We start from the raw sequence: 26,617 nt of genomic DNA, 5'->3' as shown, positions 1-26,617 counted from the left end.
ATTTTAAAATGAGCATAATCATTTAAGTGTTAACTGAACTGTAGCCCAGTATTTGGGCTACAGCCTTACTTCAGAATATCAAGGAATTAAAATGAAACTGACCGCAGAAATTAGCATGTATCCCTTTAATGAAAATTACCTCGATCCTATCAAGTGGTTTATTGGCCGCGTGGATAGCTATCCCAATATCGAGCGCGTGACTAATGCGATGGCAACTCAAGTGTGCGGCGATTATTTAGATGTGATGACTATGCTAGCGACCGAGATGCAAGCGGCCCATGAGAAGTGGGGCAAGGCGGTATTTGTGTGTAAGTTTATCGGTGGTGAGCTGAATTTAGCCCACAGCGAATAATGATTGACCGCCATGTAAGCGACAAATAGGCAATGAGAACAACACTATGACAGATTTATGGTTAACCTTGGTCGAGAGCGTTAATACGGCCTTTGGTGAAGTCCATGTGATGACCGTATGGGAAGCCCTCGCGGTATTGTTGGCGATGGCATATTTACTGCTGGCGATGAAGGCCAGTGTGTGGTGCTGGGCGGCGGCCTTTGCCAGTACCGCCATTTACAGTGTGTTGTTTTGGAAGGTGTCGCTACTGATGGAGTCTGTGCTTAACGTCTATTACATGGCTATGGCGCTCTATGGATATTGGCTCTGGACCCAAGGTGGTGATAAGCATCAAGGCGTAAAAGTGACCACTTGGCCATTGAAAACCCATTTAAAGTTGATCGCAGCGACGGGCGTGATTTCGCTTTTGGTTGGTCACGGTATGGCGACGTATACCCAAGCCGCATTCCCGTATCTAGATGCGGCGACAACCTGTTTCGCCGTGATGACGACTTATTTAGTGGCAAAAAAGGTACTTGAGAATTGGCTTTATTGGGTAGTTATCGACATAGTGTCGATTTACCTTTATCTCAGCAAAGGCTTGATGCTGACATCCTTGTTATTCGTGCTTTATGTGGGTCTGGCGGTCGTGGGGTATTTCCTGTGGCGAACCGCGTTAGCCGACGCCCGTGAAGCTAATACCTTGAAGTTACTCAGTTAATGCTCGATATAAACGCCTCGATGCAACGCTTAGCAGGCGAGCCATTCAAAGCACTTTACCCCATACTCAAAAGTGCAGGGCTAGTTAACGTGTTAAGTATTCATGAGCTTGCGGGCGGCTTAAGTAATCACAACTATAAAATCACTACGCCCACAGGCAGTTATGTGTTGCGGGTGAATGCCGATGCGGCGGACAGTTTTTGCAACCGTCAGCAGGAGCGTTTTTACTGGCAGCAATTGGCTCAAGCTAAACTTGCTCCTGAACTGTTGTGGGTGAGCGAAGATGAGCGTTATTACCTCAGTGATTTTATTGAAAGTGATTTTATTGAAAGTGATTATATTGAAAGTGACGATATTGAAAACGAGGTCTTAATCCACTGGCCAGCGTTAGAGCGCCAAACGAGTGCTGCTGATTTTGTGCTGGGGCAATCGACGTTTAATTATTTACAGTATCCGGCAGCAGAACAAGAAACGCACCCTAACCAAGCCCATTGTTTGCTATTGGCGTTATTGCTGCAATTACGCGATCTGCCTACAGGGCCTTATGCTATTAGCATCACTGAGCAGTGGCAGGAATATCACCAGCAAATGCTTGCCTATCAGACTTCTGCAACATTTAGTGAGCCAGTATTAAGGCGACCTGTGCCATTGAAGCAGGGTAGTGATATTGGTGATAGCAATACTCACGATTGGAATGAGCGGGTGGCTAAGCTGCTTGCAATTCAAATTGAAATCAAACATTGGTGTGATGAGTTAGCAGCCTGCATAATCAAGCCGCAGTTTTGCCATCGCGATCTTAATCCCCATAATTTGTTACTCAAAAGTAACCGCTTGTGTTGTATCGATTTTGAGTATGCGACGGCGTCGCATCCACTGTGTGAGTTGGCTGTAGTGTTAGCGACACATGCGTTAACGCCCTATCAGCAAAGTGTGTTGGTGAAACAGTATCTGAGTGGACATCCTTATGTTACTGCACAAGCCGTAACGGCAGTGCCTGCTGCCATTGACATGTATTGGGTATTTGCTTGCTACTGGGCATTATTGATGGCAGCGCAAACAGAACCCAGTCGTAGCGCCGACTACCTTGCTTGGTTTGATTGCTTCTGGCCGCTGATCACCCCCAAATAGTCATTATTGCGTGTGCTTAGTTTCCATCTGATGATAATGGTTCATTCCCTTATGGCATTGACCGCGCGATTGGTGGGACATGCGGGTAGAACATACTGAAAACCTTTATTAGACAAACTTGTTTGATATAAAAAGCAACTTTATATAGTCTCAAGCGTCTTATTAGCAACAATTCTAGGATGGATTATTCAGTATGAAAAAAGGCGTGATGCTACTTGTGTGTCTCTTAGGCTTAAGCGCCTGCTCCACTAAATTCAGTTACCATTTCCTTGACTGGGCCATCGGCTGGGAGCAAGAGGATTATGTTACCTTAGATAAATCTCAGCAAAAGGCATTTGATGCCCTCATTGAAAAATTTGTCATTTGGCATCAATCCAAAGAGTTAGCTCATTATGTGGTGCAATTGACCGAAGTCGAAGGCCTCATAAAAACCAATACGTTAACGCCAGTGCTATGGGCAGATCATGTGAATATTGCTAAGCGGCATTGGTTTCGATTGTTTGAGTTCGCCTTGCCCGAGCTTCTACCTATCATAATGTCTTTGTCCGATGAACAGGTGAAGCAGATCCTCACAAAATTACGGGAGGAAGAGCAGGAGCTCGTTAAAGAATTTGCGGGAAAAACCCCTGAACAGTTACAAAAAGATGCCGATGAAAACCTTCAAACCCAATTTGATGATTGGCTTGGAAGTGTAACTGCGGAGCAAAAAGTGCTTATTCACCAATATAATCAACAGCGTTTATCCACCTTAGATATGTGGCTTGAGTACAGGCACGAATGGTTACGCCAGTTTGAGGTTGCACTGGGTCAGCGTGCCGATAAAGCATTATTAACCGAGCGTTTGACCTTGCTGATGACGCAGCCCGATGAGCTTAAGTCAGAGCAACATAAAGTGTTTTTACGTAAAAATACTGAGGCATTTGGGACTTTGTTGTTGGCGATGAATGCGAGCTTATCGGAACAGCAGTCTAAGCATTTTTATAAAAAGTTAGGTGGACTCATTCAAGATCTCAAGGAACTGAATCAGGAAGCGATTGAAAAAGAAGCCTAGGCCATGAAAGATTTATTGCCTTGCTAGGGTCTATTCCTGCAAGCCAATAAATCAGCCTACTAACGACTAAATAGAGACCTTATGCCACTCGTATCCCTTTACCAGAAACTGCTCAATATGAGCCGCTATTTCGAAGGCTTAGCACCATTAGCCCTTAGGATTTACCTTGCACCTGTGTTAATGCAAGCAGGCTATAACAAGCTCGCTCACTTTGAAGATACGGTTGCTTGGTTTGCCAATCCCGATTGGGGCTTAGGTCTGCCAATGCCGGCGTTAATGGCAGGACTGGCTGCGGGAACTGAGTTCTTTGGCGCTATCTTGTTACTGCTTGGGCTCGCGACGCGACTGATTTCTATCCCTTTAATGGTCACTATGTTGGTCGCCGCATTGACTGTGCATTGGCCAAATGGTTGGTTAGCGATTGCCGATGGTAGCTCTTGGCTAGCCAACGACAGAGTGCTTGAGGCAGGGGATAAACTGGCGAAAGCCAAAGAAATATTGCAGGAGCACGGTAACTATGACTGGCTGACTAGCTCAGGTAACTTAGCTGTGCTTAATAATGGGATTGAGTTTGCAATCACCTATTTTATTATGTTGCTGGCGCTTTTTACCTTAGGCGGTGGTCGTTACACTAGCCTAGATTATTTCATCGCTAAGCGCGGTGGGATTAAGTAAGTCTTTCTGAAGCGGGCCCAATTGTTAACTGCATCGGATTTTCAAGCGCATTTAATTTTTAAGCCCACTCAATTGTTAAGTGCACTCAACAAGTTAAATCCCACTCAAGCGGTGGGATTTTTTTATGCCTCTTTGTCAGCAATTTGCTATGCTTGAGCGCAATTTATATCGAACTAGGATAAGAACTTGGACGCTATTGAACTTTTACTCACTCGCCAATCAACCCCACGATTAACTGCTCCTGCTCCAGATGCGAGTCAATTAAAAATCATCTTAGATGCTGCCATTCGTGTGCCAGATCATGGCGCCTTAGCGCCATGGGAATTTATTATTGCCGCAGGACAAGGGTTAGATACCTTGGCAGATATCTTTGTTGAGGCAGCGAAAGCGAGCGGCGCCGACGAGGATTTTGTCAATAAAGCTAAGGGCATGCCAATGCGTGCGCCTATGGTGATTACTGTCGTGGCGAAAACGCAGCAACATCCTAAAGTCCCCGTGCTTGAACAGCTCATTGCAGCGGGTTGTGCGACCATGGCGATGCAGCAGGCTGCCTTTGCCTTAGGTTTAGGTGCCGTGTGGCGTACAGGGGATTTTGCCTTTGATGCGAATGTAAATGTTGCTTTAGGTCTTGAGCCACACGATCAAATCGTCGGCTTTTTGTATGTGGGGACGCCAGCCGTTACCGCTCCCAAGAAACCGCAAAAGGACGGCAGTCAGTACGTCCGTTATTTATAAATCCGCCTCTTTTTTAGTGGAGAAATTCTATGCAAGTTGCGCGTACTCCTAGACTTATCCTGCGGCAGTTAACCCCAGCCGACGCTTCTTTTATGTTAGTCTTGCTCAACAGCCAAGGCTTTATAGAGAATATCGGGGATAGAGGAGTACGCACACTTGTGCAGGCTAAGGATTATATCGTCAATGGACCGATGAAAAGTTATGCCGAGTGCGGTTTTGGTTTTTATGCTGTAGTACTCGCCGAGAATGGATTCACCATTGGCATCTGCGGTTTAATCAAACGGTCGACACTGGACAATGTCGATATAGGCTATGCTTTTTTGCCGCAATATTGGGGCAAGGGCTATGCATTCGAAGCGGCTAAAGCCGCTTTTGACTTAGGTAAAAGTTTAGGTATTGAGCGTATTGTCGCGATTGTTAGCAGTCATAATAGTGCTTCAAAAGCTTTGCTGAACAAACTTGGATTACACTTTGAGCGTTGTTTGCAGCTTAGTGATCATGATGCGCCTGTTGAACTGTTTGGTTAATGTTAACGTGTTGTTTATATAGGTTTTTATTTTATTGTAATTCCGTCTTCTTTATTCTAGAATTTCGCAAAATTTATCGTTGAGATATGGCAATCATATCTCTTATCGACGCCCCTCGAAAATCAGGCTCACTTAATCCCTCCTTGAGCCCTTGAGTACAGCAAAAGCGTAGCCCTTTTTTGGATGTAGCATAATGGTTTCGCAATTAAGTGAAGCAATGCTGGACGTGATCGCTGATGCCTTGGTAGACAAAGGCTATATCTTTTTATCTGACTTAGTTCCTTCCTGTATTAGCCAAGTACTATTGGAAAAAATTCAATCAACTGAAATATATGAATTAAAAGCTGCCTCTATCGGTCGAGGTTCTGAACAGCACTTAAATCCAGACATTCGCCGTGACAGAATACAGTGGCTAGAAGAGCAAAATGAGCCCGATGCCCAGTATCTTGAGTTGATGACACAACTCAAAAATGGCTTGAATCGTCGCTTGTTTATGGGCTTATTCGATTATGAAAGCCACTATGCGGTATATCAGCCTGGGGCCTTTTATAAAAAACATGTTGATGCACTTAAGGGCAGCCAAAATCGTATTTTAACCACAGTGTTTTTCTTAAATCCTGACTGGAAAGCGGCAGATTGTGGTGAGTTGATTATCTATGATGAAGCCGATATTGAGATTGAGCGCATCGCGCCTAAAATGGGCCATTTTGTGATTTTCCTCAGTGAGCGTTTTCCCCATGAAGTGACCAAAACCTTGGCCCAGCGTAATAGCATTGCGGGCTGGTTTAGGGTCAGTAACAGCGTGCATGGCTTTTAACTTTAGCTTTTAACTTCACCTGATAACAAACGCCTAAATACTGCCCACAGGTTTAGGTGTTTTTGCTCTTGATTGTCGCTTTTGGTCATAGTCATCATCAATCACCAATCACCAATCACCAATCACTTATCGCGACTGCGCAATGTCATTGGCTATTTCTCGGATATTGATTGGCCATCACGGCGTGTTCTTCCGCAGCAGTATTTATTCCAACCTGTTTTAACTACCTTCTACTCATTTTTTCAATTTTTTTTACACTCTTAAGCTTTAGGTTATCTAAGCCGCCGAAAATGGAATGAATTTGTCCAATCATGCTGAAAATAGGGTGTTTTTTTATTCTCGTTTAATGTTAGGCTAGATAAAAACGTGCGCTACAACACACTTTTCTATCATCTAACGGAGGCGATACTGTGGGCTGTGAAGATAACTTAGGTTGTTTAAGTGGTGAGCATATTGTACTTGAGCCCTTATCTTTGTCCCATGTGGCGGCATTGAGTTTAGCCGTGACAGATGGTCAACTTTGGCGTTTATGGTTTACCAGTGTCCCTGAGCCAACTGAGATGAAGCTCTATGTGGCTAAAGCACTCGAAGAAAAAGCGCGAGGCCAGAGTTTTCCCTTTGCGGTGCGGGATAGAGTGTCAGGGGAAATCGTCGGATGCACGCGAATTTGCAACTGGGAGTCTGATAATCGCCGTCTTGAGATTGGATACACTTGGTATGCTAAACGTGCCCAGCGCACTGGGATTAATACTGAAGCTAAACTGCTGTTATTGACCTTTGCTTTTGAAACCTTAGACGCCATTGCCGTTGAGTTCCGTACTCACTGGCATAATCAAGCTTCGAGACAAGCCATTGCAAGACTGGGCGCTAAGCAAGATGGTGTATTGCGAAATCATAAGATTCTTAAGGACGGTACGATCCGCGATACCGTGGTGTATTCCATTATTGATACCGAGTGGCCAACGGTGAAAAACAGTCTGCAATTTCGATTGCGACAACGACCGTCAACACTCTAATGATAAATAGGAAAAGCCCATGGCAAGCATCATAACTCGAGTAGATGTGACTCATGTCCATGAGGTTGCAGTGTTATTCAATGAGTACCGACAGTTTTATGGGCGTAGGGATGATCTCGCGGCTGCGGAGCAGTTTATTTATTCAAGAGTGTCAGATGGCTCATCGGTGATATTTATAGCTAAAGATAATCAAGGGCTTGGATTAGGTTTTATTCAAATGTATCCCAGTTTTTCATCGTTACGTTTGGCCCCTATGTTGATCCTCAATGATGTGTATGTGACTCAACATGCCCGATGTGTCGGTATTGGGCGGGCATTAGTGCTACAGGCCGCCAGTTATGCCAAAGCGCATAATATGAGTTATTTGATGTTAGAAACACAGCAAAAAAACCAGCGCGCGCAGGGCTTGTATGAAGGTTTAGGCTTTGTGCGTAACCAAGATTTTTATATCTACGAACTTGAGCTCCACCGAGGGCTTGAGTAGGTTTATTTATGGCGATTAAAAGGAAAAGTAACATGTTAACTCAGGTAAAAACGTTAGTATTAGGTGGTTTAGTCTTAAGTGCCAGTACTGCAGTTTGGGCTGATGAAGCAGAAAAAGCGTTTAGTAAAGAAGCCATTGAATGTGCCGCTTACTATCAAATTAGCTCAGAAGCCATTGGCGCGATGAATGCACCGCAAATGCAGGCCGTGGGTGAGCGTTTAAAAAGTTCTAAAATTGAGTCTGAGAATTTAGCTAAGAAATACAGCTCTGAAGCAGAGGTCACTCAAGCGGTTGCCGATGCTAAAGCCCGTCAAATCGAAAGCTTAGGTGGGTCAAGCAACTTAGGTGCGTTAATGGGTAAATATAAAGAAGAATGTAAAAACCTGTTAGCCGATCCACAAAAGCGTTTAAATTATTGGACTATGGCGACTATGTAATCGTAGGTTTTAGTCAGGGTAATCGTTTACGGATTGTGAAGAAAAGGAGCCTGATGGCTCCTTTTTGCTTAAAGCACAAGCACTAAGGAGCTGATGGGGGCATTCATATTGATTCGGTTTCCACCATAGATTTTCGCCCTGTTTGGCTTAGGGGCTGAGAACCTAGTTGCTTATTTTCGCTCGGCTGAAACTCAACCGCAGTTTTTAGGGTCCTAGTTACATGGTCAAGTATTTAAGCCTTGGTTTTAAATTCTCCCCAGTTTTAAATTCTTAGTTCAGTTTACGATATTCAAAGATAATCAAATATGAGTACTAAATGGGAGCACTATGGTATTAACAATAATGGCAGCGACTGTTTTGAGTGCTGGAGTCTGTGGGTACCATTTAATCTATGGTAAGCGGGTTTTATTGGCGCCACTCTTGAAGGCAAATGTGTCACAGCAAAGCAAGCAAATGCTACTGTGCTTATTTCACTGCCAATCGGTATTTTTTGTGGTTTCAACGGCTGCACTTTTAGCCTGTGCACTTAAGGTTATCCCTGGGATGTATGCCTTTAGCCTGTTGTTATTCCTCGGGATGAACTACGGGATCTTTGCGATTTGGCAGTTTTACATTGCCACTCTGAGTCCACCAAATAGTGGCCAGATGATCATAGTGCAAGCGCTGATTTTCTTGCTCATTGGTATTTTGGCTATGCTGGGGCCACTCTTGTCTGCCGCGTAAATTGCTCATGAGAACTTGATAAATCATCGCGATTGAAGCGTCAGAGTTTGAAAAACAAACAGCGAATTATGGGGTTAATTGAATACCGTATCGGGCGGCGAGTTCAGCGAGTTTACCATTATTGATGAGCAGTTCAATCCAGTGTGAGAGCCTTTTGCTATCGAGCTGTGAACTGGGGTTGAGTAAAATGCCATTGGCGTATTTTTGGTCCCATTCATCTGATATTAAAAGTAATTTTCTATCTTCTGGATGAACCTTTAAATAATACTGTAGGTAAGAGTTAGTCACGGGCGCTAGGTCGGCGCGTTCACGTAGAATGCTTTCGATAGAGGCGTTATTGTGACTGACGAACAAGGGACGAAATTGCTTTGCCAGCGTATTCGCATCGGTTTCAAAGTGGGCAAACTGGTAGTGATATCCTTTGATGAACGCAATTGACTTGTTGGTTAAGTTTTTGAAATAGCTTTGGTTATGAGCTTTAGTTTTAAGTGCAATAAAGACTTCACCATCTATCATATGTAGCGGAATAAAATGAGTCGCTATTTTTTGCCATCCCCAAGCGGGATTCTCAAAGAGCATCATGTCGAAGCGACCTAAGGAATAGGCTTTATATCTGTGCTCAATACTGGTGACGGCAAATTTAAAGACCACTTCTTGTTGTACTTGATTTAATGCATTAATGATATCGAGTGTGAGACCAGTGTAACGCCCGTCTTGTTGTTGATGGACATAGGGAGCAAATTGATAACCACCGACATGAATTGTCGGAATTGACTTGGGAATCGCTGGCGACTGAACTTTATCTTGGGCGATAGCCGCGGTAAATGCGCTAATGCTTAAGGCTAAACAAAAGAGTAGACGACACAACTGGCTCAATATCATAGTCACCCCTTGTTATTTTTAGCATGAATGATTTTTTACAAGTATACACAATTTAATTTGTTCAATGCTGTCGATAAAGTGCGAATTTTAAATCTGTCATAGTAAGCTAGCGCAAACAGGATGAGGGAGATTTCACATTGAGCAAGATAAAATCTCAAGTGTGTGGTTGGGTTGAACAGGGACATATCACGCAAGAGCAGGCGAATAAGCTTTATCGACAGGTGACAGTCTTGCCGGATGGGTCGAGTTGGCGTCGCTTAATCGCTCATTTATTACTCTGGTTCGGTGCGTTAAGTTTTGCCTGTGGGGTGATTTTTTTCTTTGCTTATAATTGGCAATCTTTGGGGCGATTTGCCAAATTTGGACTGATTGAAGTGGCGGTAATACTCGCTATCAGCGCATTTGCTTGGCTCTATTATCGTGCCAACATTTATTCCCCTGTTAGTTCTTATCGTAAAGATAGCACTTTTGGTGCGACGACCGCCAATGGCGTGCTACTGGCCGCAAGTGTGTTAGTTGGTGGCTTATTAGCGTTAGTTGGGCAAACCTATCAAACGGGCGCCGATCCTTGGCAGTTATTCGCGCTATGGGCATTCGTTATCTTACCCTTTGCTTGGGTGGCGGGATTTGATGGTTTGTGGCTGTTGCTGGTGGGATTGCTAAACCTCAGCATAGGGATATTTCTGGATTCCTTTTCCCATTTCTGGGGATTATTTTGGGGCGCTCAAGGACAATTGCTGATCTTTATCTGTTTGAATTTATTTATCTATTATGCTTTTGTACTTTTAGACCACAAAGTCGCGGGGCGCTGGCATGCGCCAATCCTTGAATATGCCTGTTCATTGTTTGCTATGGGCTGTTTTACTTGGTTAATCACTTGGCTTATTTTCGACGATTTCCTTGAACGTGACAGCTTCAGCACTGGGATTTTCTGTGGTTATTTTGCCCATCTTATATTCGGATTCGTTATTTTTCGTTATAGATTACCACGCATATATCCCTTGGCCTTGGGCGGTTTTAGTCTGATTGCCGTAGGCGCCGCGTTACTGATAAAGCTGATGTTTGAGGATAATGACCCCATAGGTGGATTTTTGTTTATTGGGCTTTATATCATTTTGGCAAGCACAGGTTTGAGTATTTGGTTGAGGGAGCTAAGCCGGAAACTTAAACCACAGTCTGTAGGAATCGCCACCCAAGGGAGCGTGGGCGTGGGAGATGTTCATGAGCAACAATAATGGTTTACAGGATAGCGAAATGATCACTCGACCCTGCACTGATAGTGTTACGTCAATTGACGCTTCGAGTGAATTAAGTCTAATCAAACACTGGCAAGCTTTGTATGCCGAAGGCAATGTTAGTGCAGCTCAAATGCCAGAAGACCATGATATCCCTTGGTATATTGCCACTATGCAGGCGTTTGCTGCTTGGATAGCGGCGTTGTTTTTATTGAGCTTTATGATGGCAGTGTTTGGTGCCATTTTTGAGCATGTTGAAGAAGATGTCATTTTATTTATTGGCTTAACCTATTTAGCCTTGGGGATTGGGCTGTATTTTTTACCGCGGCAACAGATTTTTATTGAACAATTTGCTTTTGCCGCCTGTTTGAGTGGTTTGATCAGTGTGGCATGGGGATTATTTGATTTAATTAACAATGATTTTAGCCTCACATGGTATCTCTGTATGGCGGGTATTACATTGGTACTGTGGGGCTTGATTGCCCACGGGCTAGCCCAGTTTGTATTCGCTTTTTGCTTAAGTTGGTGCGTGATTGGCCTGATGGCAAAATTTGAACTGCTCAATTTTAGCCCAAGCCTTTTTGCCGTAGTCATTAGTCTAGTGTTATTAAATATCAATCAGTTCGGGCGTCATTATCGTAGGGCTCGGATGCTCATCTATGGCTTCGCACTCGCGTTGCTTTCGTTGCAGTTGATGCACGCTTTTAGTATGGACAGTATTTTTGAAGCCTTATTTAGCCCTTGGCAGCAAAGCCTGTGGCTGACACTGACTCATCTGTTGATTATTTTCGCTATTTGCGGATTTTTATTGGTGACAATCTTGCGCGAGCGCCAGCAATCACTAAGCTCACTGGCGGCGCTGGGGTGTGTTATCGGTTTAGTCATCGTTAGCGGTTTATCCTTACCTATGCAGGGTTTATCAACGGCTATTCTATTGATTTTGCTTGGTCATTATTGCAACGAGTCTTGGTTGAAAGGTATGGGAATGGTGTCGGCGCTGTTATTTGTCAGCGGGTATTATTATTCCCTAGAAACGACTCTGTTACTTAAATCTGGTTATTTGATGGGCTTAGGCGCCTTGCTGTTGGTGGCAAGGTTAGTGATGTGGCGGTTATTTCCTGCCAATGAAAATGCCAAGGAGACTGTGTGATGGGCAATGTGATGGGAAAACTGTCGGCTTCACATAAATGGGCGCTTGGGCTCGTATTATTCACAACAGTGGCGATTCTCGCTGGCGTGAATTGGCGCATTTTCAAATTCGAACAACTGCTTAATCACGGCCAAGTGGTGCGTTTTGCATTAGCACCGGTCGATCCGCGCTCATTAATGCAGGGTGATTACATGGCGCTTGAATATGCAATTGCGCGCGATGTGCGTAGCGCCTTAGCGCCGCAACAAATGCAGGGGCAGTTATTGCTGGCTGTCGATGGGCAAAAAGTGGCGCGTTTTGTCGACTTTTATACCGACCAAGCACTCGGTAAAGATCAACTACGAGTGCAGTTTCGTGTTCGTGGTAATCAAATTAAGCTCGCATCGAACAGCTTTTTCTTTGAAGAAGGACAAGCCGATCATTTTAGTGCAGCAAAATACGGTGAGTTTAGAGTGAATTTGCAAGGTGAGTTACTGCTCGTCAGTTTACTCGATGAAAAGCTTCAGCCCTTATAACCCTGTGTCAGGATTGTCATCCATTTGTTCTGCTTACTTGATGAACCTCGATTTATCTCTGGCCGCACTGTGTAGTGCGGCCAGCATCTCCCGTACTGCTTTCTTCCTAGTTCTGATCGCTAAATCGCACGAATAATATCCACCTTAAGTTGCAACTTTGATGCAACCAATTTGTAACCTTGACCGCCTATAGTATTGTCAGTCTTCGAGGTGATATCACCTTGAAGCATCTAAGCGCATCAATTAAATACCAAATATTAAAACAATACATTTAGGGGTCTCAATGTTTAACACTAAAACTGTGCTGGCGTTAGCCATCAGCAGCGTTTGTGGGCTTGCCCATGGCGCGGATAATGTGATCATTTCTGAATACGTCGAAGGCAGCAGCAATAATAAAGCTATCGAACTGTATAACCCAACCGCGGGCGCTATTGATTTAAGCCAATACCAATTGCGCTTCTATTTTAATGGCAGCACAAATGTCGGCACGACCATTGCGCTCACTGGCTCATTAGCGGCGGGGGCGACTTATGTGGTTGCCGATAATGACTCTTCTGCCGATATCCTTGCGGTCACAAATCAACAGAGTCGCGCCAGCTTCTTTAACGGCGACGATGCGATTGAACTGACCTATCAAAATCAAGTCATTGATAGTTTAGGCCAAGTCGGTGTTGATCCCGGTGCCGAGTGGGGCAGTGGTGATCTCTCCACTCAAGATAATACCCTGCGCCGTAATCCTGATCTGCTGATTGCCGATCCTATCAGTACTGATGCAGTAAGCTTTAGCACTTGGCTAGGTTTTGCTAAGGACGATGTTTCTGATCTTGGTAAGTTCAGTGCGGGTACGCCAACCGATCCCGTCGACCCTCCACCAAGCTCTTTAGTGTGCGGCGAAGAAGCCACAGCAATTCATGCGCTCCAAGGCGCGGGCGCTGCCAGCCCTCTTAATGGTCAAACCTTAGTGGTTGAGGCGGTTGTCGTCAGTAATCAAGAAGCTGGTCTTAAGGGCATTTTTGTACAAATGGCCGATAATGAAGCCGATAGCGATCCCCAAACCTCGGAAGGTGTGTTTGTATATACCGGCACTGCGCCCACAGCTTATGTGGCAGGCGATCGTATTCGTTTAAAAGCCAAAGTCACTGAATATCAAGGCTTAACTGAACTAACGACTTTATCTGATCACAAGTTGTGTGCCACAGTACAAACGTTACCAACGGCCGCGCTAGTGACCTTACCTGTTAACAGCAGTGATGATTTTGAGCCCTTTGAGGGCATGCGGGTTCGTTTCAGCCAAGATTTAGTGGTGAATGAAGTCTATAACCTAGGCCGTTATGGCGAGATTTCATTAGGCAGTCAGCGTCACTTTATTGGTACGCAGGTGGCTGCGCCGGGCGCGGATGCGCTGGCGGTGAGCGCAGCCAACCAACGTGACAGTATTTTATTGGATGACGGTTTAACGGCGCAGAATCCTGATCCTGTGCAATTCCCCGCTCCTGGTTTGAGCGCATCAAACACAGTGCGTGTAGGCGATAAAGCCACATCGCTCACAGGTGTAATGCACTATGGCTTTAATCTGTATCGCATTATGCCAATCGAAACGGTGAACTTTGTGGCGGAAAATCCACGCCCAGTTGCGCCCACATTGGTTGAGGGTGGTAATCTAAAAGTCGCTAGCTTTAACGTGCTTAACTACTTCAATGGTGATGGCCAAGGTGCAGGTTTCCCAACCGCGCGTGGTGCCAATACCTTAAGCGAGTTTGAGCGTCAAAAGGCGAAGATTGTCAGCGCCATGGTGGGCATTAGTGCCGACGTATTCGGTTTGATGGAAATCGAGAACGATGGCTTTGGCGCCAATTCAGCCATTGCTGATTTAGTCGCAGGTTTGAATGCTGCTGTGGGTGAAGCGCGTTACGCTTATATCGCGCCAACAGGCATGAATGCGATTGGCACCGATGCCATCACAGTCGGCTTGATTTATCGCAGCGATAAAGTCACGCCTCAGGGCGCTGCACGTATTTTATCTAGTGCAAATTCGCCATTAGATAGCGATCAACAGCCCCTGTTTGACGACAGTAAAAACCGTCCAATGCTGACCCAAGCCTTTAGCGTGAACGGCACTGAAGAAGGTGTGGTTGTTGCGGTTAATCACCTTAAATCTAAAGGCAGTGAATGTGCGGGCGAACCTGATCTTAACGACGGTCAAGGCAACTGTAATATCACTCGTACCCGTGCGGCGGCGGCTGCAGGTCAATGGATTCGCGAGCAATATCCAGATCAAGGCGTACTGCTGATTGGTGATTTGAACGCCTATGCGAAGGAAGATCCATTAACGGCCTTAGGTAATGCAGGCTTTAGTGAGCTGTTTGCCAAACTTGAAAAACCGAACCCTTATTCCTATGTATTCTCGGCTGAATCGGGTCAGTTGGACCATGCTTTAGCGAACGCAGCCCTGCTGGATAAAGTGGTGGATGTGACTGAGTGGCATATCAATACCGACGAACCACGTGTATTGGATTACAACGAAGAGTTTAAGACGCCTGCTCAAATCCAAGACTTATTCGCAAGTGATGCTTATCGCTCATCGGATCACGATCCTGTGGTGATTTCACTCTTGCTCGAAGCGGAAAAAGCCGCGCCAGTGGCCAGTTTCACTCAAGTGGTGAATGGCGCTGCGGTACAACTGACATCCACTTCAACCGACAGCGACGGACAAATCGTATCAGCCGAGTGGAGCTTTGGTGATAATACCGTCGCAATGGGTGAGGTTGTGACTCACAGTTACAACCAAAGCGGCGAGTATCTGGTTACGCTAACTGTGACTGATAATGACGGCCTAACCCATAGCACGTCACAAATGGTGACAGTGGTTGCTGGCAATGTTAAACAACCACCTGTTGCGCAAATTCAGCGTATTAATTTATGGTTAGTCGATATGTTTATCTCGACTAGCTATGATACCGATGGTGTGATCAAGCAACATAAATGGACGTTCGACAATGGCACCCGCGCTAACGGTCAAGTGGTATTGCGCCTTGCCCGTCGTGGACAACACACTGTTGAACTGACCGTTAAAGATAACGACAAGTTAACGGATACCACGACGCTGACTTACCGTTAAACCAGTCCTTGTATTCCGCTGATATTTAAAGTGACGCCAAGCCCGCAGCCGCGGGCTTTTCTTTTTGCCCAAAAGCAAAATAAAGTTGTTGTCAGTTGTGACGCATCAATTTTCATTGTTTCCCCAGTGACTCATCACCTCTTTATTTAACAAGAAGCTTCCCTGAGGGCTCTAATAAAATATCCCTGTTTTAGAAGGTTACAGGTGCAACAATGCCAATCTTAACTAACCCTTCTGCTGTTCGTTTAGCTAAAAAGCTATTGCCCCAAAGTTTACTACAGCTTGAAGTTCAGCCATTTGTTGTCTGATAATTTGAGATACATAAAGTAATGACTACCAAAAAGTAAGGCCTGACCATCAGGGATTGCATAAACCGTTACAGTTGATCAGACTTTGAAGTGATTCTCGGGAGCAAAATCTAGTATTTGGCGTTAGCTTTGGGTAAAGCACTTCTGCCCCATTCTTAATTGAAACCAGTAGACTCGTCGTATCAAGCTTGAATATTTGACCGGCCTTTGTTAATGAGTATTGTTGTGCTTACAGCTATTTGGGAAAAATAAGGTAACAAATCAACAAATAATAATGTGTGATTTTTCTTTGTTTTCTATATGTATAGAATGTTAATTGGGATCTGAGGTGACGGTAAAACAAGAAAGTAATCGGTTGATTTATTGAGCAGTGATAATGCAACAATTCAGCGCAAAATGTTTAGCCATGATTCAACCATGTATGGTTGGGGAGTAGAGCCCCAATGCATTAATCTTTCGTTAATAACAACCGCTGGTGAGCTCACCACTCTATAATCCATCATCACTTCTGGATTTGATTCCATAATCAAGTTAATACTGATGCCACGATTAGTCGCTATAGTAGTGATTAACGCTGCTGTACTTGTGCATTTTGTGCATCCATTGCCCAAAATTTTTATGTATAGCATTTTTACACTCTCACAAAATGGATCATTCACTCAGTGCCACTGTTATTGGAGATCGGATAAGGACACTTTGCAAAAATTCACTTCAATGTGATAACGGTTAAAATCTATGTGCGCACTATGCCTTTTGGTTTTATTCTAATCAACTAGAGCTTCATTAAAATTTAGGTGTTTTTCTTAAATTTTTGTTAACCTTAGTGTGCTTAAGTAAGGTAAAAACGTAAGTGCTCCATACAACTGATGACCTAAGTAGTCTTCACTACTCATACACTTAAGCTATAATTTTTTAATATCAGAGCTTAAGTATTCGTACTAATTATGTTAATTACTAATACTTTACAACTCTCTCTTTTCGTTTAATATGCGAATTACAATCACTTTTTTATGTAGGATTATGGACCCTCACCGACGATACGCTGTAACTTCAGTTGTTGCAGCCATTATCAATAAGCATTGTCTTTCCATTTATTTCAATGAGTTAAGACAAATTTCTACACAATCAAATACACGGCTAATCAAAAAGTTGATAGCAAGTAGTAGATGGTTTGTTCTGAGAATTTCAAATCATACCCCAAGCCCGTTCTGGGAAAGGTCCTTTCGTTATATTCTTTTGTTATTTAAGAAGATTATTTCATGAGTTGTATCTAAGCTATCTTTCGATATTTAGCTGAGCTCATTGAGTTTCAGTATCAATTGTCTATTCATTTTTTCTTGTTCAACTTAAAGCGGAACCCAGAGCCACGACTATGGAAATTTTTATTCTTATTGGTTTGATTGTGTTAAATGGCTTATTTGCTATGTCGGAAATCGCCATTGTGACTGCTCGCAAGTCACGGCTAACTGCCCTTGCTCATGGCGGTAGCAGCACTGCTAAAGCAGCACTCAAACTGGCAGAAGATCCAACGCAATTCTTGTCAACTGTGCAGATAGGCATAACATCAATAGGGATCTTAAACGGAATATTTGGTGAATCCATCCTCGCCGAACCTTTGTCACTTTGGCTTCAGACTTTTGGTCTAAGTCCAGATTTAACCAACATCTTTTCAACCGTTCTAGTGGTTATCATTGTCACTTATGTGTCAATTGTCATTGGTGAGTTAGTTCCCAAGCGAATTGGTCAAGTCAGTGCGGAAAGTATTGCCTGTCTAATGGCTAAACCAATGGTATTTCTAGCAATAGCAACCAAACCATTTGTATGGATGTTATCCGGTTCAACTCATGCTCTTATGCGTCTAATGGGATTTTCGCATAGACTTGACGACAATGTGACTCAGGAAGATATTCAGGCTATGTTGCAAGAAGGTTCATCTGCAGGGGTGATTGAGCACAATGAACATGCGATGGTTAAAAACGTTTTTCGATTAGATGAACGTACTATTTCTTCTTTGATGGTGCCACGGTCTGATATTGTATTTCTCGACTTAAACCTGCCTCTTGATGCAAATCTGCGAACTGTTATGCAGTCTCCTCACTCACGATTTCCTGTTTGTCGTAACAATGTTGATGATATGGTGGGTATTATTTCAGCTAAACAACTCCTTTCACAGTCTATCGCGGGTGAACGTTTAGAACTGGTGGATCTCGTTAAGAATTGTAACTTTGTACCCAACAGCTTATCTGGAATGGAGCTACTTGAGCATTTTCGTACTACAGGCTCGCAGATGGTGTTTGTTGTTGATGAATATGGTGATTTGAAAGGGCTGGTAACGCTTCAAGATATGATGGATGCACTGACTGGTGAGTTTTTTCAGGAAGATGTGAATGATCAGATGGTGATAAAAAGGGAAGATGGCTCATTATTACTGGATGGTCTAATCCCTATTTTTGACCTAAAAGACGCTTTAGGTATAAAGCAATTGCCAAATGAAGAGGATGGGCGTTATCAAACGCTAAATGGATTTTTAATGTATGAATTAGGGAAAATACCTCAAACCACAGATATTGTTGAAGTTGCAGGTTGGCGACTCGAAATTATGGATATGGACGGTAAAAGGGTAGATAAAGTCCTTGCTCAAATGTTACCTGATGTTGATTCTTCAGAAGAATCTATATTTGTTGATTGATAAATTCAAAAGCATAGTAGTTGTCAGCTTTAGTGCAAAAAACACGTCTAAAGAGCGACCAACTAAATCTGCTCGGTGAGTCGAGCATTAGCCATAGATTTCCTCATGGTTGTTTAACTAAAAATCGTGCCCGTGAATCACTCTACATCAGACTGATTCACGCTATCCCCAATGCCCCGTTTGCAGCTATTCTGGGGCGCTTTTTTCCCTTGAGATGAATCAAATCTTTATAGAATTGATTCATGTCCCTTTTATGCCTATTCCGAATAGTTATATCGAGAGTTGATTAGTTTACAGTCAACAGAGACGTTACTAATAGCTAATCCGAATCTGACTAAGCAGAGTGAATTATCTAACAAGGTTTTGTCCAAAAGTATGTTGCGTATGCCTTTTAAACCTACAGGTTACGCGAATGCTCGAAAGGTGAGCCGTGGTGATTTGCGATACGACCGTTCGCCCTCCATGGCTCTCGTTCATAAACTTAGAATCCCTAGGCTTCTATTCACCCTGTCGACGAGCAAATACGATGGCAAGCCAATATGAGTAGGTCAAACCAATAAGCGCTCCACGGTTAAAAATGGCTGGCCTAATTTATTACCCATCATTTTATCTGTCATTTTAATTAGTTTTTATTGGCAATATATATCTATTAAAGCTATATCATTTAGTTTTTCACTTAGTTGCTTGAGACACTAAAAAATGAATTCTGAAGTTTTGAAGTATGTAAACGAGCATCAGCTTTCGTCTGTAATGAATAAAACAAAGTGGTGCGAGCTTGAAAAGGTATTAAATGGATCTGAAGACTTTATTCCCTATGTGCGATACAAATTGATTTATGATGAAAACCCTAATGCAGGTTTTACTGCCGTGTGGTGGCACGAGTTACTTGAAATAGCAGAAACCATTGAGTGGTTAGAAGTTGATCCATTCAAAAGAGAATGGCTAGGCAGATTAGTGGCGGATCGAGTGACGGACTTTTCTGATGTTGTAAGCGCACAATTAGCCCAATATTCAATTCCTTATTCGATAGAAAATGGTATGTTTCGGATTTGGGGTTATCTGAGGAGGGATGAATCTCCAGAATTTATCTAACTGAAGAGTTTTATCTCTGTAAGTTACTTATTTTCAAGCTAAAACCACTCAAAACTGAGACGTCAATACTGATTGTTGGGATTGAGCATAGAGACAAAAGACATTAAAAAAGTGCTTTATTTTTCAATAAAGCACTCATTTTTAAGCGACTCAAGTACTCGTTAACCTACTGAACACATTACTGATTAAAGTACCGATCAAAGTACTATGTAGAGTGGCCAGCCGAGGAGGCCGACGAGACCTTCTTTATGTTCGAATCTTTCTAAGCGCTCGGGTGAAGCGTCGCTGAGTAAGAGTTCGCGGTAGCTTTTCGCAAAGTGCAGGGTACGCAGTAGGGCGGGGACAAAGTTTTTACCGAGATCTTTACTGATGGTTTCAGCGAGTTCTGCGGGTAATTCTGCTAACGCTTTCTGGGTTTCCAATTCGATATGCTCACGGGTAAACCATTCCTCTTTTAAGGTGATTTTGCCGATACGCTTTTTCAAATCCTGTCTGACTTTGGCGCCATCAAACAACAATCGATACAGTACCGCTTCGGCTAATACACTCTCTAGATTGAGAAAATCTAGCGGATCATAGCTCGATTGCGCGTAAAACTGTTCCAATAGGGCTGCAATTGACTGTTGGCGTTGATGCTCAAGCAGGGCATCTTGATAGGCTTCATAGCCTAACCATTCTTCTGCATCTGGCGGGCTAGACACTTGTTCAAGCAAGAACTTGTCGACATCACCGTACAGTGACTTGCCGTTGACGAGTTTGTGCTTGCTGACAGTGCTGAGCATGCTCCAGCCTTTTTGAAAGCATTTGACTACGCCATCGGCGGTGATCAACAGGCGTATTGCCTGCTGCGGATTCTGGTTTGATAACTCCATCAAACCAAGACTCACCACACCAATGACATCGTGCGCCGCTTGTTCGAGCAGGTGCATTTTGTACTTGTTGTAAAACTTATCGGCCAGTTTGAGGCTCATCAAAATGGCTTTGGATTTGATTTGTGACAGCTGTTCACCGCTCAGCGTTTCGTCTGCTTGGCCTTGGATCAATACCTTGCTCAGGTAGGGTCCTTGATCTACATCACGCAGTACCAGTTGCATCAAATAATTCCTTAATCCAAAAAGCTAAACATATCATCGACTTCAGCGTATTCATCCGTCACTTGGTTTTTCTCTTTGGCTTGAATAACCAGCTCGTTGACAAACTTGCTGATGATCATTTCCCAACCTGAGCTTTCGTTTCGCAGCAGACTCTTAATAGCTTTTTCCACATCGGGCGCGAGCTCGTGGATCAAGGCCATTAGGCTGCGTGGGTCGTCTATGCTGAGGCTGTGTGCATCTTCACTGGCGACGCGGCTGTCGTAGCCGATGGTTTCAGTGTCTTCTTCGTCATCATAGAGATCTGTGTAGCCGTCATCATCTTCATGTTTCTCGCCTAACATCATTTCGATGAAAGGGATCGACAGGTAGAACAGGCCCGCTGGATCTTCGGCGATACATTCTAGAATCGCAGTTTGCTTTTCTTCGCTATCTTGGATGCGAATTAAATAGGTCAAAAAATCAAAGGTATGCTGAATAAGTTCTTCGGCATTGTTTTTGATTTTTTCTTCCCAGTACAAAGGTTGCTGACAGACGATGTCGCGAATTTGTTCTGGGGTCATGAGTTCAGACATGATCGAAGGACAAGAGATATCATGGTGACTGTTGATTTGGGTCAGCGTGACGATATCCATGTGCTCGATAACTTCGACTAATTGCTCGTCGCTCATGGTATTTGCAATGATTTCAAAGCGTTTGCTCGCTTGTTTTGGCTCTACGTCCGCCAACTCTTTAATTTCGGCGACGGTAATCTCAATGAGACTAGTGTTCATTAGCGGTCCTCATCATCGTAGTGATCGTAGTAGCCATCTTCCTCTTCGCCTTCATCATCATCGTCGTTATCTGAGGTGCCAACATAATCGTTGTCATCATCTTCATCGTCGTGATGTTTTGCTGCTGGCGTTGCTTTACCTTGAGTTTCAAGTAAATACAGCACGGCGCAGCTTTCAATCAGTAAGGTTTCCGAGTAACCACGCACGGCTAACACTAAAGGTAAATCAGCATTGTTAAAGCCAATCGTGACTTTAAACTCATCCCACTCGGGTTGAGTTGCCGTGTTTATCCAATGTGCCCACTTGAGTTTGGCTTCGGCGGGAAACTTAATTCGACCGTAAAGCGCGACAGGCAGGTACTCAGGCACAGTATCGAGCATCTTAGGATCGGCTTCTAACACCTTTTTGATTTGGCTAGTAAATTGCTCTAGCGCTTTAGGTGTATCGGGATCGTCGTAGGACTCGATATTGTCGTAGGCATTATTTTTTAGCTCATTAATGCGTGAGATATTCAGTTTTTTGACCATTTGGCACTTACTCTAGAAAACGCTCAAGGATAAAATTGATCCCACAGCTCGCGCATGGCGCTCGCGGGATCGGTCACTATGACGTTATTGAAATCTTTGATAAACGCATTTCGTCGCTTAGGATCGGACAACACATCATAAGCATTTTTAACGCGTTCAAGTTGTACGGCGGCTTGCTGCTTTTCCTCTTCCGAGGCGCCTAACAACTTGTCGGGATGATATTTGTTTGACAGCCGTCGATAGGCTTTTTTAATGTCGTCTTCTTTGGCACTGGGTTTTATACCAAGCACACTAAAGTGGTTAATCATACTTGTACCTGCAGGCGATGGGGCTGATATCGCGAGATAAAAAGGGTTTGACTCTGATTATCTTTAAATTCGTGGAATTATGATTAGTCAGCCGTGGATGATAGCAGAAATCCCCACTCAGCGGCAAACGTGCGAGCAGGAATTTGTGCTTTAGTGAAGGGTTAAAAATCCTTTAAACTTTAATCTGTTGTGGCGCATGGATTAAGTCTACCGCTATGCTGTTGAAATCCCATTATCAAGCCAGATTCACTGCTAACTTAACCTTGTTTTTAGGCGAGATAATGGCCCTCGATTAAGGGCAATATTTTAGCGCCGAACAGTGCCGAATCCTTCGCTAAATACACTCACACAGAGCTAACCCACACTCGCCTCGGCCACGTTAGGCTGAGCTAACGCCGTAACCGCTAAGTCAGACTAGACACTAAACGCAGGTTCATTCCAAGGGTGAGCATTTGTTTTTGTTCTCGCTGTAAATCTTTCATAAACAAGCTGATTTTCCGCTTATGGCTTGGTAGTACTAGCATGAGTCCATCGGGGATCACTTTAATATGATCTAAGGTCAGCGTCTTAGCGATACGGCCAAGATTGAGCAAGACAGCGAGCCTAAGCAAGCAGAGCAGGCGATTGAGCGTGAGCTTATGGTTGGGATCGAGCTCAGCGAGCATTAATTCGTTAGGCTTTTTTCTGTGATTGGTGATAAGTCGTGCTAAATCCAGCTGTAATGCTTCGCTAAACCCAGGTAAGTCACTGTTACTGATAATGTAACCGCCGTGTTTGTGCAGGGATTTTGAATTAATGTGTAATCCGATTTCATGTAAGGTCGCGCTATAGGCGAGCAAGCGCGCATGGGGCCTTAATTGCCATTCATCGGCGACCTGTTCAAACAAGGCCATAGCAGTGTCGCGTACCTTAGCCGCGTGGGCCATATCGATATGATAAAGCTGGGCAATACTGTCGACGGTGCGGTGGCGAATATCCTGATACTGACCAATCTTTGCCAGTTCATAGAGTACGCCTTCACGCAGTGCGCCTGGGCTAAACTCAAGTTTTTGAATAGGTAAGCGCCTAAAAAAGCTGATCAAAATGGCAAGTCCGGCGGGCACTAAGGGAATGCGTTTATCATCGACGTTGGCAAATTGGATTTGGCTAATATGGCCACATTTGATCAACTTGATTTTGAGCTGTTTGAGTCGTGGCAGCGTGATAGTTTCATCGCCGTGTTCTTCTTGAATCGCTTCGCAGATGGCTTTCACTGTGCCTGAACTACCCAAGGTGAGTTCCCAGCCGCCCGCGAAATATTCCTTTGAGAGCGACGCGAACTGCTTATCGGCCGCACTTTGGGCATCGCGAAATGAGGCTGGGGTGATGAGCCCATCAATAAAGAAACGCTCATTAAAACTCACACAACCGCAGCGCAGGCTAGATAACTGAGTTGGGGTATTTTTCTGGCCGATCACCACTTCGGTAGAACCGCCACCGATGTCGATGACTAAATTACTTTTTCCTAGCACTTGGCTTTGGGCAATACCGTTATAAATCAAACGCGCTTCTTCATGGCCCGAAATGACCTCCACCGGATAGGGCATGATGGCGAGCGCCGCCTCGATAAACTGATCGCGGTTTTTGGCGATTCTCAGAGTGTGGGTGGCGACTAATCGCACTTGCGCTTGGTCGAGATTGGAAAATCGTTGGTTAAAATCCCGTAGGCAATTGAGCCCACGTTCTATGGCGTCATTGTCGAGAATATTTTGCGCATTGAGTCCAGTGGCGAGCTGAACCTGTTGTTTTTCTTTATGTAAAATCTGCAAACTACCATCTTGCTCGCGTGCGATGACCAGATGAAAACTGTTCGACCCCATATCGATGGCGACAAAGTGGCGCGATTTAGAGTTTGCGAGTACATTGCTGGGCGTAGCGTGTGACTGTGTGTGCGAATATGTGGTTACCAATCGGATTATCCTTAGGCAATCAAAGCGATATAAAGCCAGCGATTAGCTGGCTTTGGCCCGTAACTCAGGTGTTATGTCAGGCTGAGTTTTCACTTCTCGCTCAGCGTCACCCTCATGGGTGGACATACGTAAGGCATTAAATTCTTGCAGTTGGCGCTTCTCATAATTAATCAGATATTGATAAATGGCAATTTGAGAACGCACTTTTCGTTTGTTACCGCGATTCCGATAAGGATTACTTTGTTCCTTGTTAATGACACGTGCTTTAGTGTTGTCATTGAACTGTAAGGATAAAATATCCATTATCATCTGTTTTAGGCGCAGATCATAAATCGGCACACTCACTTCAACGCGGTTATCTATGTTGCGGCTCATCCAGTCGGCGGAGCAGATAAAGAGTTTGTTCTCTCCACCCGCGTGGAACAGCATCACCCGCGAGTGTTCGAGGAATCGGTCGACGATACTGTAGACTTCGATGTTGTCGCTGATCCCGGGTATTTGCGGAATAAGTGAGCACATGCCGCGAATGAGTAACTTAATTTTGACCCCAGCGGCTGAAGCCTCATAGAGTTTTTGGACCAAAGATTCATCGAGTAAGTTATTTAGTTTTAAGGTAATCGCCGCCTTCATATGGCTTTGGGCATTGACGATTTCATTATCAATCAAGTGACTCAGTTTTTGTCTGGCATCGTAGGGCGACACAATTAAATGCTGGAAATTATCGCGGCGATACGGATGCTCAATTAAGTCAAACACTTGCTCCACTTCACGGGCAATTTCTTGATTAGCGGTGAATAGCGACAAGTCAGTGTAGACACGCGCCGTGCCTTCGTTAAAGTTGCCTGAGCCGACGTGACAATAGAGTTTGATTTCCCCTTGTTCTTCGCGGCCAATTAAACACAACTTGGAATGCACTTTTAAGCTGGTGATACCGTGGTGAACTTTGACGCCCGCTTCGGCCAAGATGCGGGTCCATTCGATGTTGGATTGCTCATCGAATCTGGCCCTGAGTTCAATGACGGCGGTGACTTGTTTGCCGTTCTTCACTGCATCGATAAGCGATTGCATCACATGGGATTTTTTCGCCACTCGATATAAATTAATTCGAATAAAGCGCACCGCCGGATCGTAGGCCGCTTGGCGCACCATTTCGGTAAAGTGGGAAAACTTATGGTACGGATAATTGAGCATGATATCGCCCATCCGAATCGCATCGAAACTGTTGGCACTGCGGCCAAAACCTGCACTATTGAGCGCCGGCAGTTTTTCGTTTTCGAGGTAGTCGCGGCTCGGGTTGGGGAAGGCGATAAAGTCTTTAAAGCTGTGGTAACGCCCGCCTGGGATCAAACATTCGGTCGAGCTGATGTTCAGGTTTTCTTTGAGCATCACCAACATGTGTTCAGGCATTTCTTTGTCGTACACTAAGCGTACAGGCTCGGCGGTAAGACGTTTTTTCAATCCCTTGGTCATTTTCTCAAGCTGGGTTTGTTCAAGCTCGTCAGTAATATCAAAATCGGCATCGCGGGTTAACTTCATCGAATACACTTCGATAGCATCGTACTCGAAGAAGGGGCCAAAGAGTTCATCTACGCAGTGGCGAATAATGTTATCTAATAAAATCAGATATTTTTTCGCTTTACTCTTTTCGGCTGGGAGTTCGATAAACCGCGGCACATTTTTAGTTGGTACTTCGACTAAGGCGTATTGGCGGCGCGCCTTAGTGAACAAACACACACACAAATAGGTGGCGTCGTCGTTGATTTGCTTGATCAGATCGCGATTATTATTGACCATAAGCGGCGCGATATGGCGTTTGAAATGGTCTCTAAAATGCTTTTTCAGCCAGTCGCTGTGGAACTCGCTTAATTGTTTCTCATTGATTAACAAAATATTACGACGTACAAGTTCGCGCATTAAATCCGTGTATATGCCATCGAACCTTTCTTGCAATGCCATCACTTTCGATTGGATCTTGGCCATTAAATGGCGGCTATTACTGCGACCTTCCTGCAGGGATGACAGCAAAATGGAGCGTCTGACCGCAGCCACACGCACCCTAAAAAACTCATCCATGTTATTGGAAAATATCCCTAAAAAGCGCACTCGCTCCACTAAGGGAACATTGTGATCGCAGGCTTCTTGCAATACCCGCTCATTAAAAGACAACCAAGAGAGTTCTTTATCAATCGAAAGTTTATCGGTATTCGGGGACACTGCACAGCTCCTTTAAGCAAGCGTCATGGCGCAATATACAATAGCATTCATCCGCCGTTGTGCAATCAGATTTACTGCCGACAAGTGAAGGAATTTCAATGATAAATATTGCGTACACGCCA

The 26,617-nt window shown here is 44.2% G+C and carries 26 protein-coding genes; 18 read left to right on the top strand and 8 right to left on the bottom strand.

Annotated elements, in window-relative coordinates; translation table 11 throughout:
• Nucleotides 1-91: 91 nt before the first annotated feature.
• From HQQ92_RS11165 to HQQ92_RS11110, 12 genes are all read left to right on the top strand, one after another.
• The gene (locus tag HQQ92_RS11165) at nucleotides 92-352 is read left to right on the top strand and encodes a hypothetical protein (protein ID WP_028760297.1); all 261 of its coding nucleotides are present in this window, start codon (nucleotides 92-94) and stop codon (nucleotides 350-352) included.
• A 46-nt stretch (nucleotides 353-398) separates the two neighbouring features.
• Nucleotides 399-1,052, top strand: coding sequence for a nicotinamide riboside transporter PnuC (pnuC, locus tag HQQ92_RS11160; RefSeq protein ID WP_173245362.1), 654 nt, complete (start codon nucleotides 399-401; stop codon nucleotides 1,050-1,052).
• A complete protein-coding gene (locus tag HQQ92_RS11155) occupies nucleotides 1,052-2,179 on the top strand; it encodes a phosphotransferase (protein WP_173245359.1) in 1,128 nt (375 codons plus the stop codon). The genes pnuC and HQQ92_RS11155 overlap by 1 nt, the downstream gene beginning before the upstream one ends.
• 193 nt (nucleotides 2,180-2,372) lie before the next feature.
• Nucleotides 2,373-3,230, top strand: coding sequence for a DUF6279 family lipoprotein (locus tag HQQ92_RS11150; RefSeq protein WP_113938746.1), 858 nt, complete (start codon nucleotides 2,373-2,375; stop codon nucleotides 3,228-3,230).
• Nucleotides 3,231-3,311: 81 nt separating this feature from the next.
• Nucleotides 3,312-3,905 carry a DoxX family protein gene (locus HQQ92_RS11145; RefSeq protein ID WP_173245356.1) on the top strand — a complete coding sequence of 198 codons (594 nt, stop codon included), beginning with the start codon at nucleotides 3,312-3,314 and terminating at the stop codon, nucleotides 3,903-3,905.
• 186 nt (nucleotides 3,906-4,091) lie between these two features.
• Nucleotides 4,092-4,640: an NAD(P)H nitroreductase gene (locus HQQ92_RS11140; protein WP_173245354.1), complete on the top strand. Its 549-nt coding sequence runs from the start codon at nucleotides 4,092-4,094 to the stop codon at nucleotides 4,638-4,640.
• Nucleotides 4,641-4,669: 29 nt separating this feature from the next.
• Entirely contained in the window at nucleotides 4,670-5,167 is a 498-nt protein-coding gene (locus HQQ92_RS11135) for a GNAT family N-acetyltransferase (protein WP_173245351.1), read from the top strand.
• Between the two features lie 193 nt (nucleotides 5,168-5,360).
• Nucleotides 5,361-5,984: a 2OG-Fe(II) oxygenase gene (locus HQQ92_RS11130; RefSeq protein ID WP_028760290.1), complete on the top strand. Its 624-nt coding sequence runs from the start codon at nucleotides 5,361-5,363 to the stop codon at nucleotides 5,982-5,984.
• 410 nt (nucleotides 5,985-6,394) lie between these two features.
• Complete coding sequence (locus tag HQQ92_RS11125; RefSeq protein ID WP_173245348.1) at nucleotides 6,395-7,000, top strand: GNAT family N-acetyltransferase; 606 nt, start codon at nucleotides 6,395-6,397, stop codon at nucleotides 6,998-7,000.
• Between the two features lie 19 nt (nucleotides 7,001-7,019).
• The gene (locus tag HQQ92_RS11120; RefSeq protein WP_173245345.1) at nucleotides 7,020-7,484 is read left to right on the top strand and encodes an N-acetyltransferase; all 465 of its coding nucleotides are present in this window, start codon (nucleotides 7,020-7,022) and stop codon (nucleotides 7,482-7,484) included.
• A 32-nt stretch (nucleotides 7,485-7,516) separates the two neighbouring features.
• Complete coding sequence (locus HQQ92_RS11115; protein ID WP_105252762.1) at nucleotides 7,517-7,921, top strand: hypothetical protein; 405 nt, start codon at nucleotides 7,517-7,519, stop codon at nucleotides 7,919-7,921.
• Nucleotides 7,922-8,248: 327 nt separating this feature from the next.
• On the top strand, nucleotides 8,249-8,644 hold the full coding sequence (locus tag HQQ92_RS11110) for a hypothetical protein (protein ID WP_105252761.1): 396 nt from the start codon (nucleotides 8,249-8,251) through the stop codon (nucleotides 8,642-8,644).
• A gap of 66 nt (nucleotides 8,645-8,710) precedes the next feature.
• Here HQQ92_RS11110 and HQQ92_RS11105 read toward each other — a convergent pair whose 3' ends face one another.
• The gene (locus HQQ92_RS11105; protein WP_173245343.1) at nucleotides 8,711-9,526 is read right to left on the bottom strand and encodes an ABC transporter substrate-binding protein; all 816 of its coding nucleotides are present in this window, start codon (nucleotides 9,524-9,526) and stop codon (nucleotides 8,711-8,713) included.
• 137 nt (nucleotides 9,527-9,663) lie between these two features.
• Here HQQ92_RS11105 and HQQ92_RS11100 point away from each other — a divergent pair, with 137 nt between their 5' ends.
• From HQQ92_RS11100 to HQQ92_RS11085, 4 genes are all read left to right on the top strand, one after another.
• Nucleotides 9,664-10,761: a DUF2157 domain-containing protein gene (locus HQQ92_RS11100; RefSeq protein WP_173245340.1), complete on the top strand. Its 1,098-nt coding sequence runs from the start codon at nucleotides 9,664-9,666 to the stop codon at nucleotides 10,759-10,761.
• Nucleotides 10,748-11,911, top strand: coding sequence for a DUF4401 domain-containing protein (locus tag HQQ92_RS11095; protein WP_173245337.1), 1,164 nt, complete (start codon nucleotides 10,748-10,750; stop codon nucleotides 11,909-11,911). The genes HQQ92_RS11100 and HQQ92_RS11095 overlap by 14 nt, the downstream gene beginning before the upstream one ends.
• Nucleotides 11,911-12,426, top strand: coding sequence for a GDYXXLXY domain-containing protein (locus HQQ92_RS11090; RefSeq protein WP_105252757.1), 516 nt, complete (start codon nucleotides 11,911-11,913; stop codon nucleotides 12,424-12,426). The genes HQQ92_RS11095 and HQQ92_RS11090 overlap by 1 nt, the downstream gene beginning before the upstream one ends.
• Nucleotides 12,427-12,709: 283 nt before the next feature.
• Nucleotides 12,710-15,544 carry an ExeM/NucH family extracellular endonuclease gene (locus tag HQQ92_RS11085; RefSeq protein ID WP_173245334.1) on the top strand — a complete coding sequence of 945 codons (2,835 nt, stop codon included), beginning with the start codon at nucleotides 12,710-12,712 and terminating at the stop codon, nucleotides 15,542-15,544.
• A gap of 694 nt (nucleotides 15,545-16,238) precedes the next feature.
• On the opposite strand, the gene HQQ92_RS11080 is transcribed toward HQQ92_RS11085, so the two are convergent.
• Complete coding sequence (locus HQQ92_RS11080; protein WP_028760280.1) at nucleotides 16,239-16,481, bottom strand: thioredoxin family protein; 243 nt, start codon at nucleotides 16,479-16,481, stop codon at nucleotides 16,239-16,241.
• A gap of 743 nt (nucleotides 16,482-17,224) precedes the next feature.
• Between HQQ92_RS11080 and HQQ92_RS11075 the strand changes: the two genes are divergently transcribed.
• Nucleotides 17,225-18,541: a hemolysin family protein gene (locus HQQ92_RS11075; RefSeq protein ID WP_028760279.1), complete on the top strand. Its 1,317-nt coding sequence runs from the start codon at nucleotides 17,225-17,227 to the stop codon at nucleotides 18,539-18,541.
• A 699-nt stretch (nucleotides 18,542-19,240) separates the two neighbouring features.
• Nucleotides 19,241-19,633, top strand: coding sequence for a DUF6678 family protein (locus HQQ92_RS11070; protein ID WP_173245331.1), 393 nt, complete (start codon nucleotides 19,241-19,243; stop codon nucleotides 19,631-19,633).
• A gap of 197 nt (nucleotides 19,634-19,830) precedes the next feature.
• On the opposite strand, the gene HQQ92_RS11065 is transcribed toward HQQ92_RS11070, so the two are convergent.
• From HQQ92_RS11065 to ppk1, 6 genes are all read right to left on the bottom strand, one after another.
• Nucleotides 19,831-20,727: a hypothetical protein gene (locus HQQ92_RS11065; protein WP_173245328.1), complete on the bottom strand. Its 897-nt coding sequence runs from the start codon at nucleotides 20,725-20,727 to the stop codon at nucleotides 19,831-19,833.
• 11 nt (nucleotides 20,728-20,738) lie between these two features.
• The gene (locus HQQ92_RS11060) at nucleotides 20,739-21,497 is read right to left on the bottom strand and encodes a hypothetical protein (RefSeq protein ID WP_173245325.1); all 759 of its coding nucleotides are present in this window, start codon (nucleotides 21,495-21,497) and stop codon (nucleotides 20,739-20,741) included.
• Nucleotides 21,497-22,024 carry a hypothetical protein gene (locus HQQ92_RS11055; protein ID WP_115015148.1) on the bottom strand — a complete coding sequence of 176 codons (528 nt, stop codon included), beginning with the start codon at nucleotides 22,022-22,024 and terminating at the stop codon, nucleotides 21,497-21,499. The genes HQQ92_RS11060 and HQQ92_RS11055 overlap by 1 nt, the downstream gene beginning before the upstream one ends.
• Nucleotides 22,025-22,047: 23 nt before the next feature.
• On the bottom strand, nucleotides 22,048-22,332 hold the full coding sequence (locus HQQ92_RS11050) for a J domain-containing protein (protein WP_006081330.1): 285 nt from the start codon (nucleotides 22,330-22,332) through the stop codon (nucleotides 22,048-22,050).
• A 404-nt stretch (nucleotides 22,333-22,736) separates the two neighbouring features.
• Complete coding sequence (ppx, locus tag HQQ92_RS11045) at nucleotides 22,737-24,281, bottom strand: exopolyphosphatase (RefSeq protein WP_028760274.1); 1,545 nt, start codon at nucleotides 24,279-24,281, stop codon at nucleotides 22,737-22,739.
• 42 nt (nucleotides 24,282-24,323) lie between these two features.
• Complete coding sequence (gene ppk1, locus HQQ92_RS11040) at nucleotides 24,324-26,495, bottom strand: polyphosphate kinase 1 (protein WP_028760273.1); 2,172 nt, start codon at nucleotides 26,493-26,495, stop codon at nucleotides 24,324-24,326.
• Nucleotides 26,496-26,617 lie beyond the last annotated feature (122 nt).

This window comes from Shewanella sp. DC2-4 (assembly GCF_013248875.1).
Taxonomy (GTDB): domain Bacteria; phylum Pseudomonadota; class Gammaproteobacteria; order Enterobacterales; family Shewanellaceae; genus Shewanella; species Shewanella oncorhynchi.
This window is presented reverse-complemented; position numbering and strand designations above follow the sequence as displayed.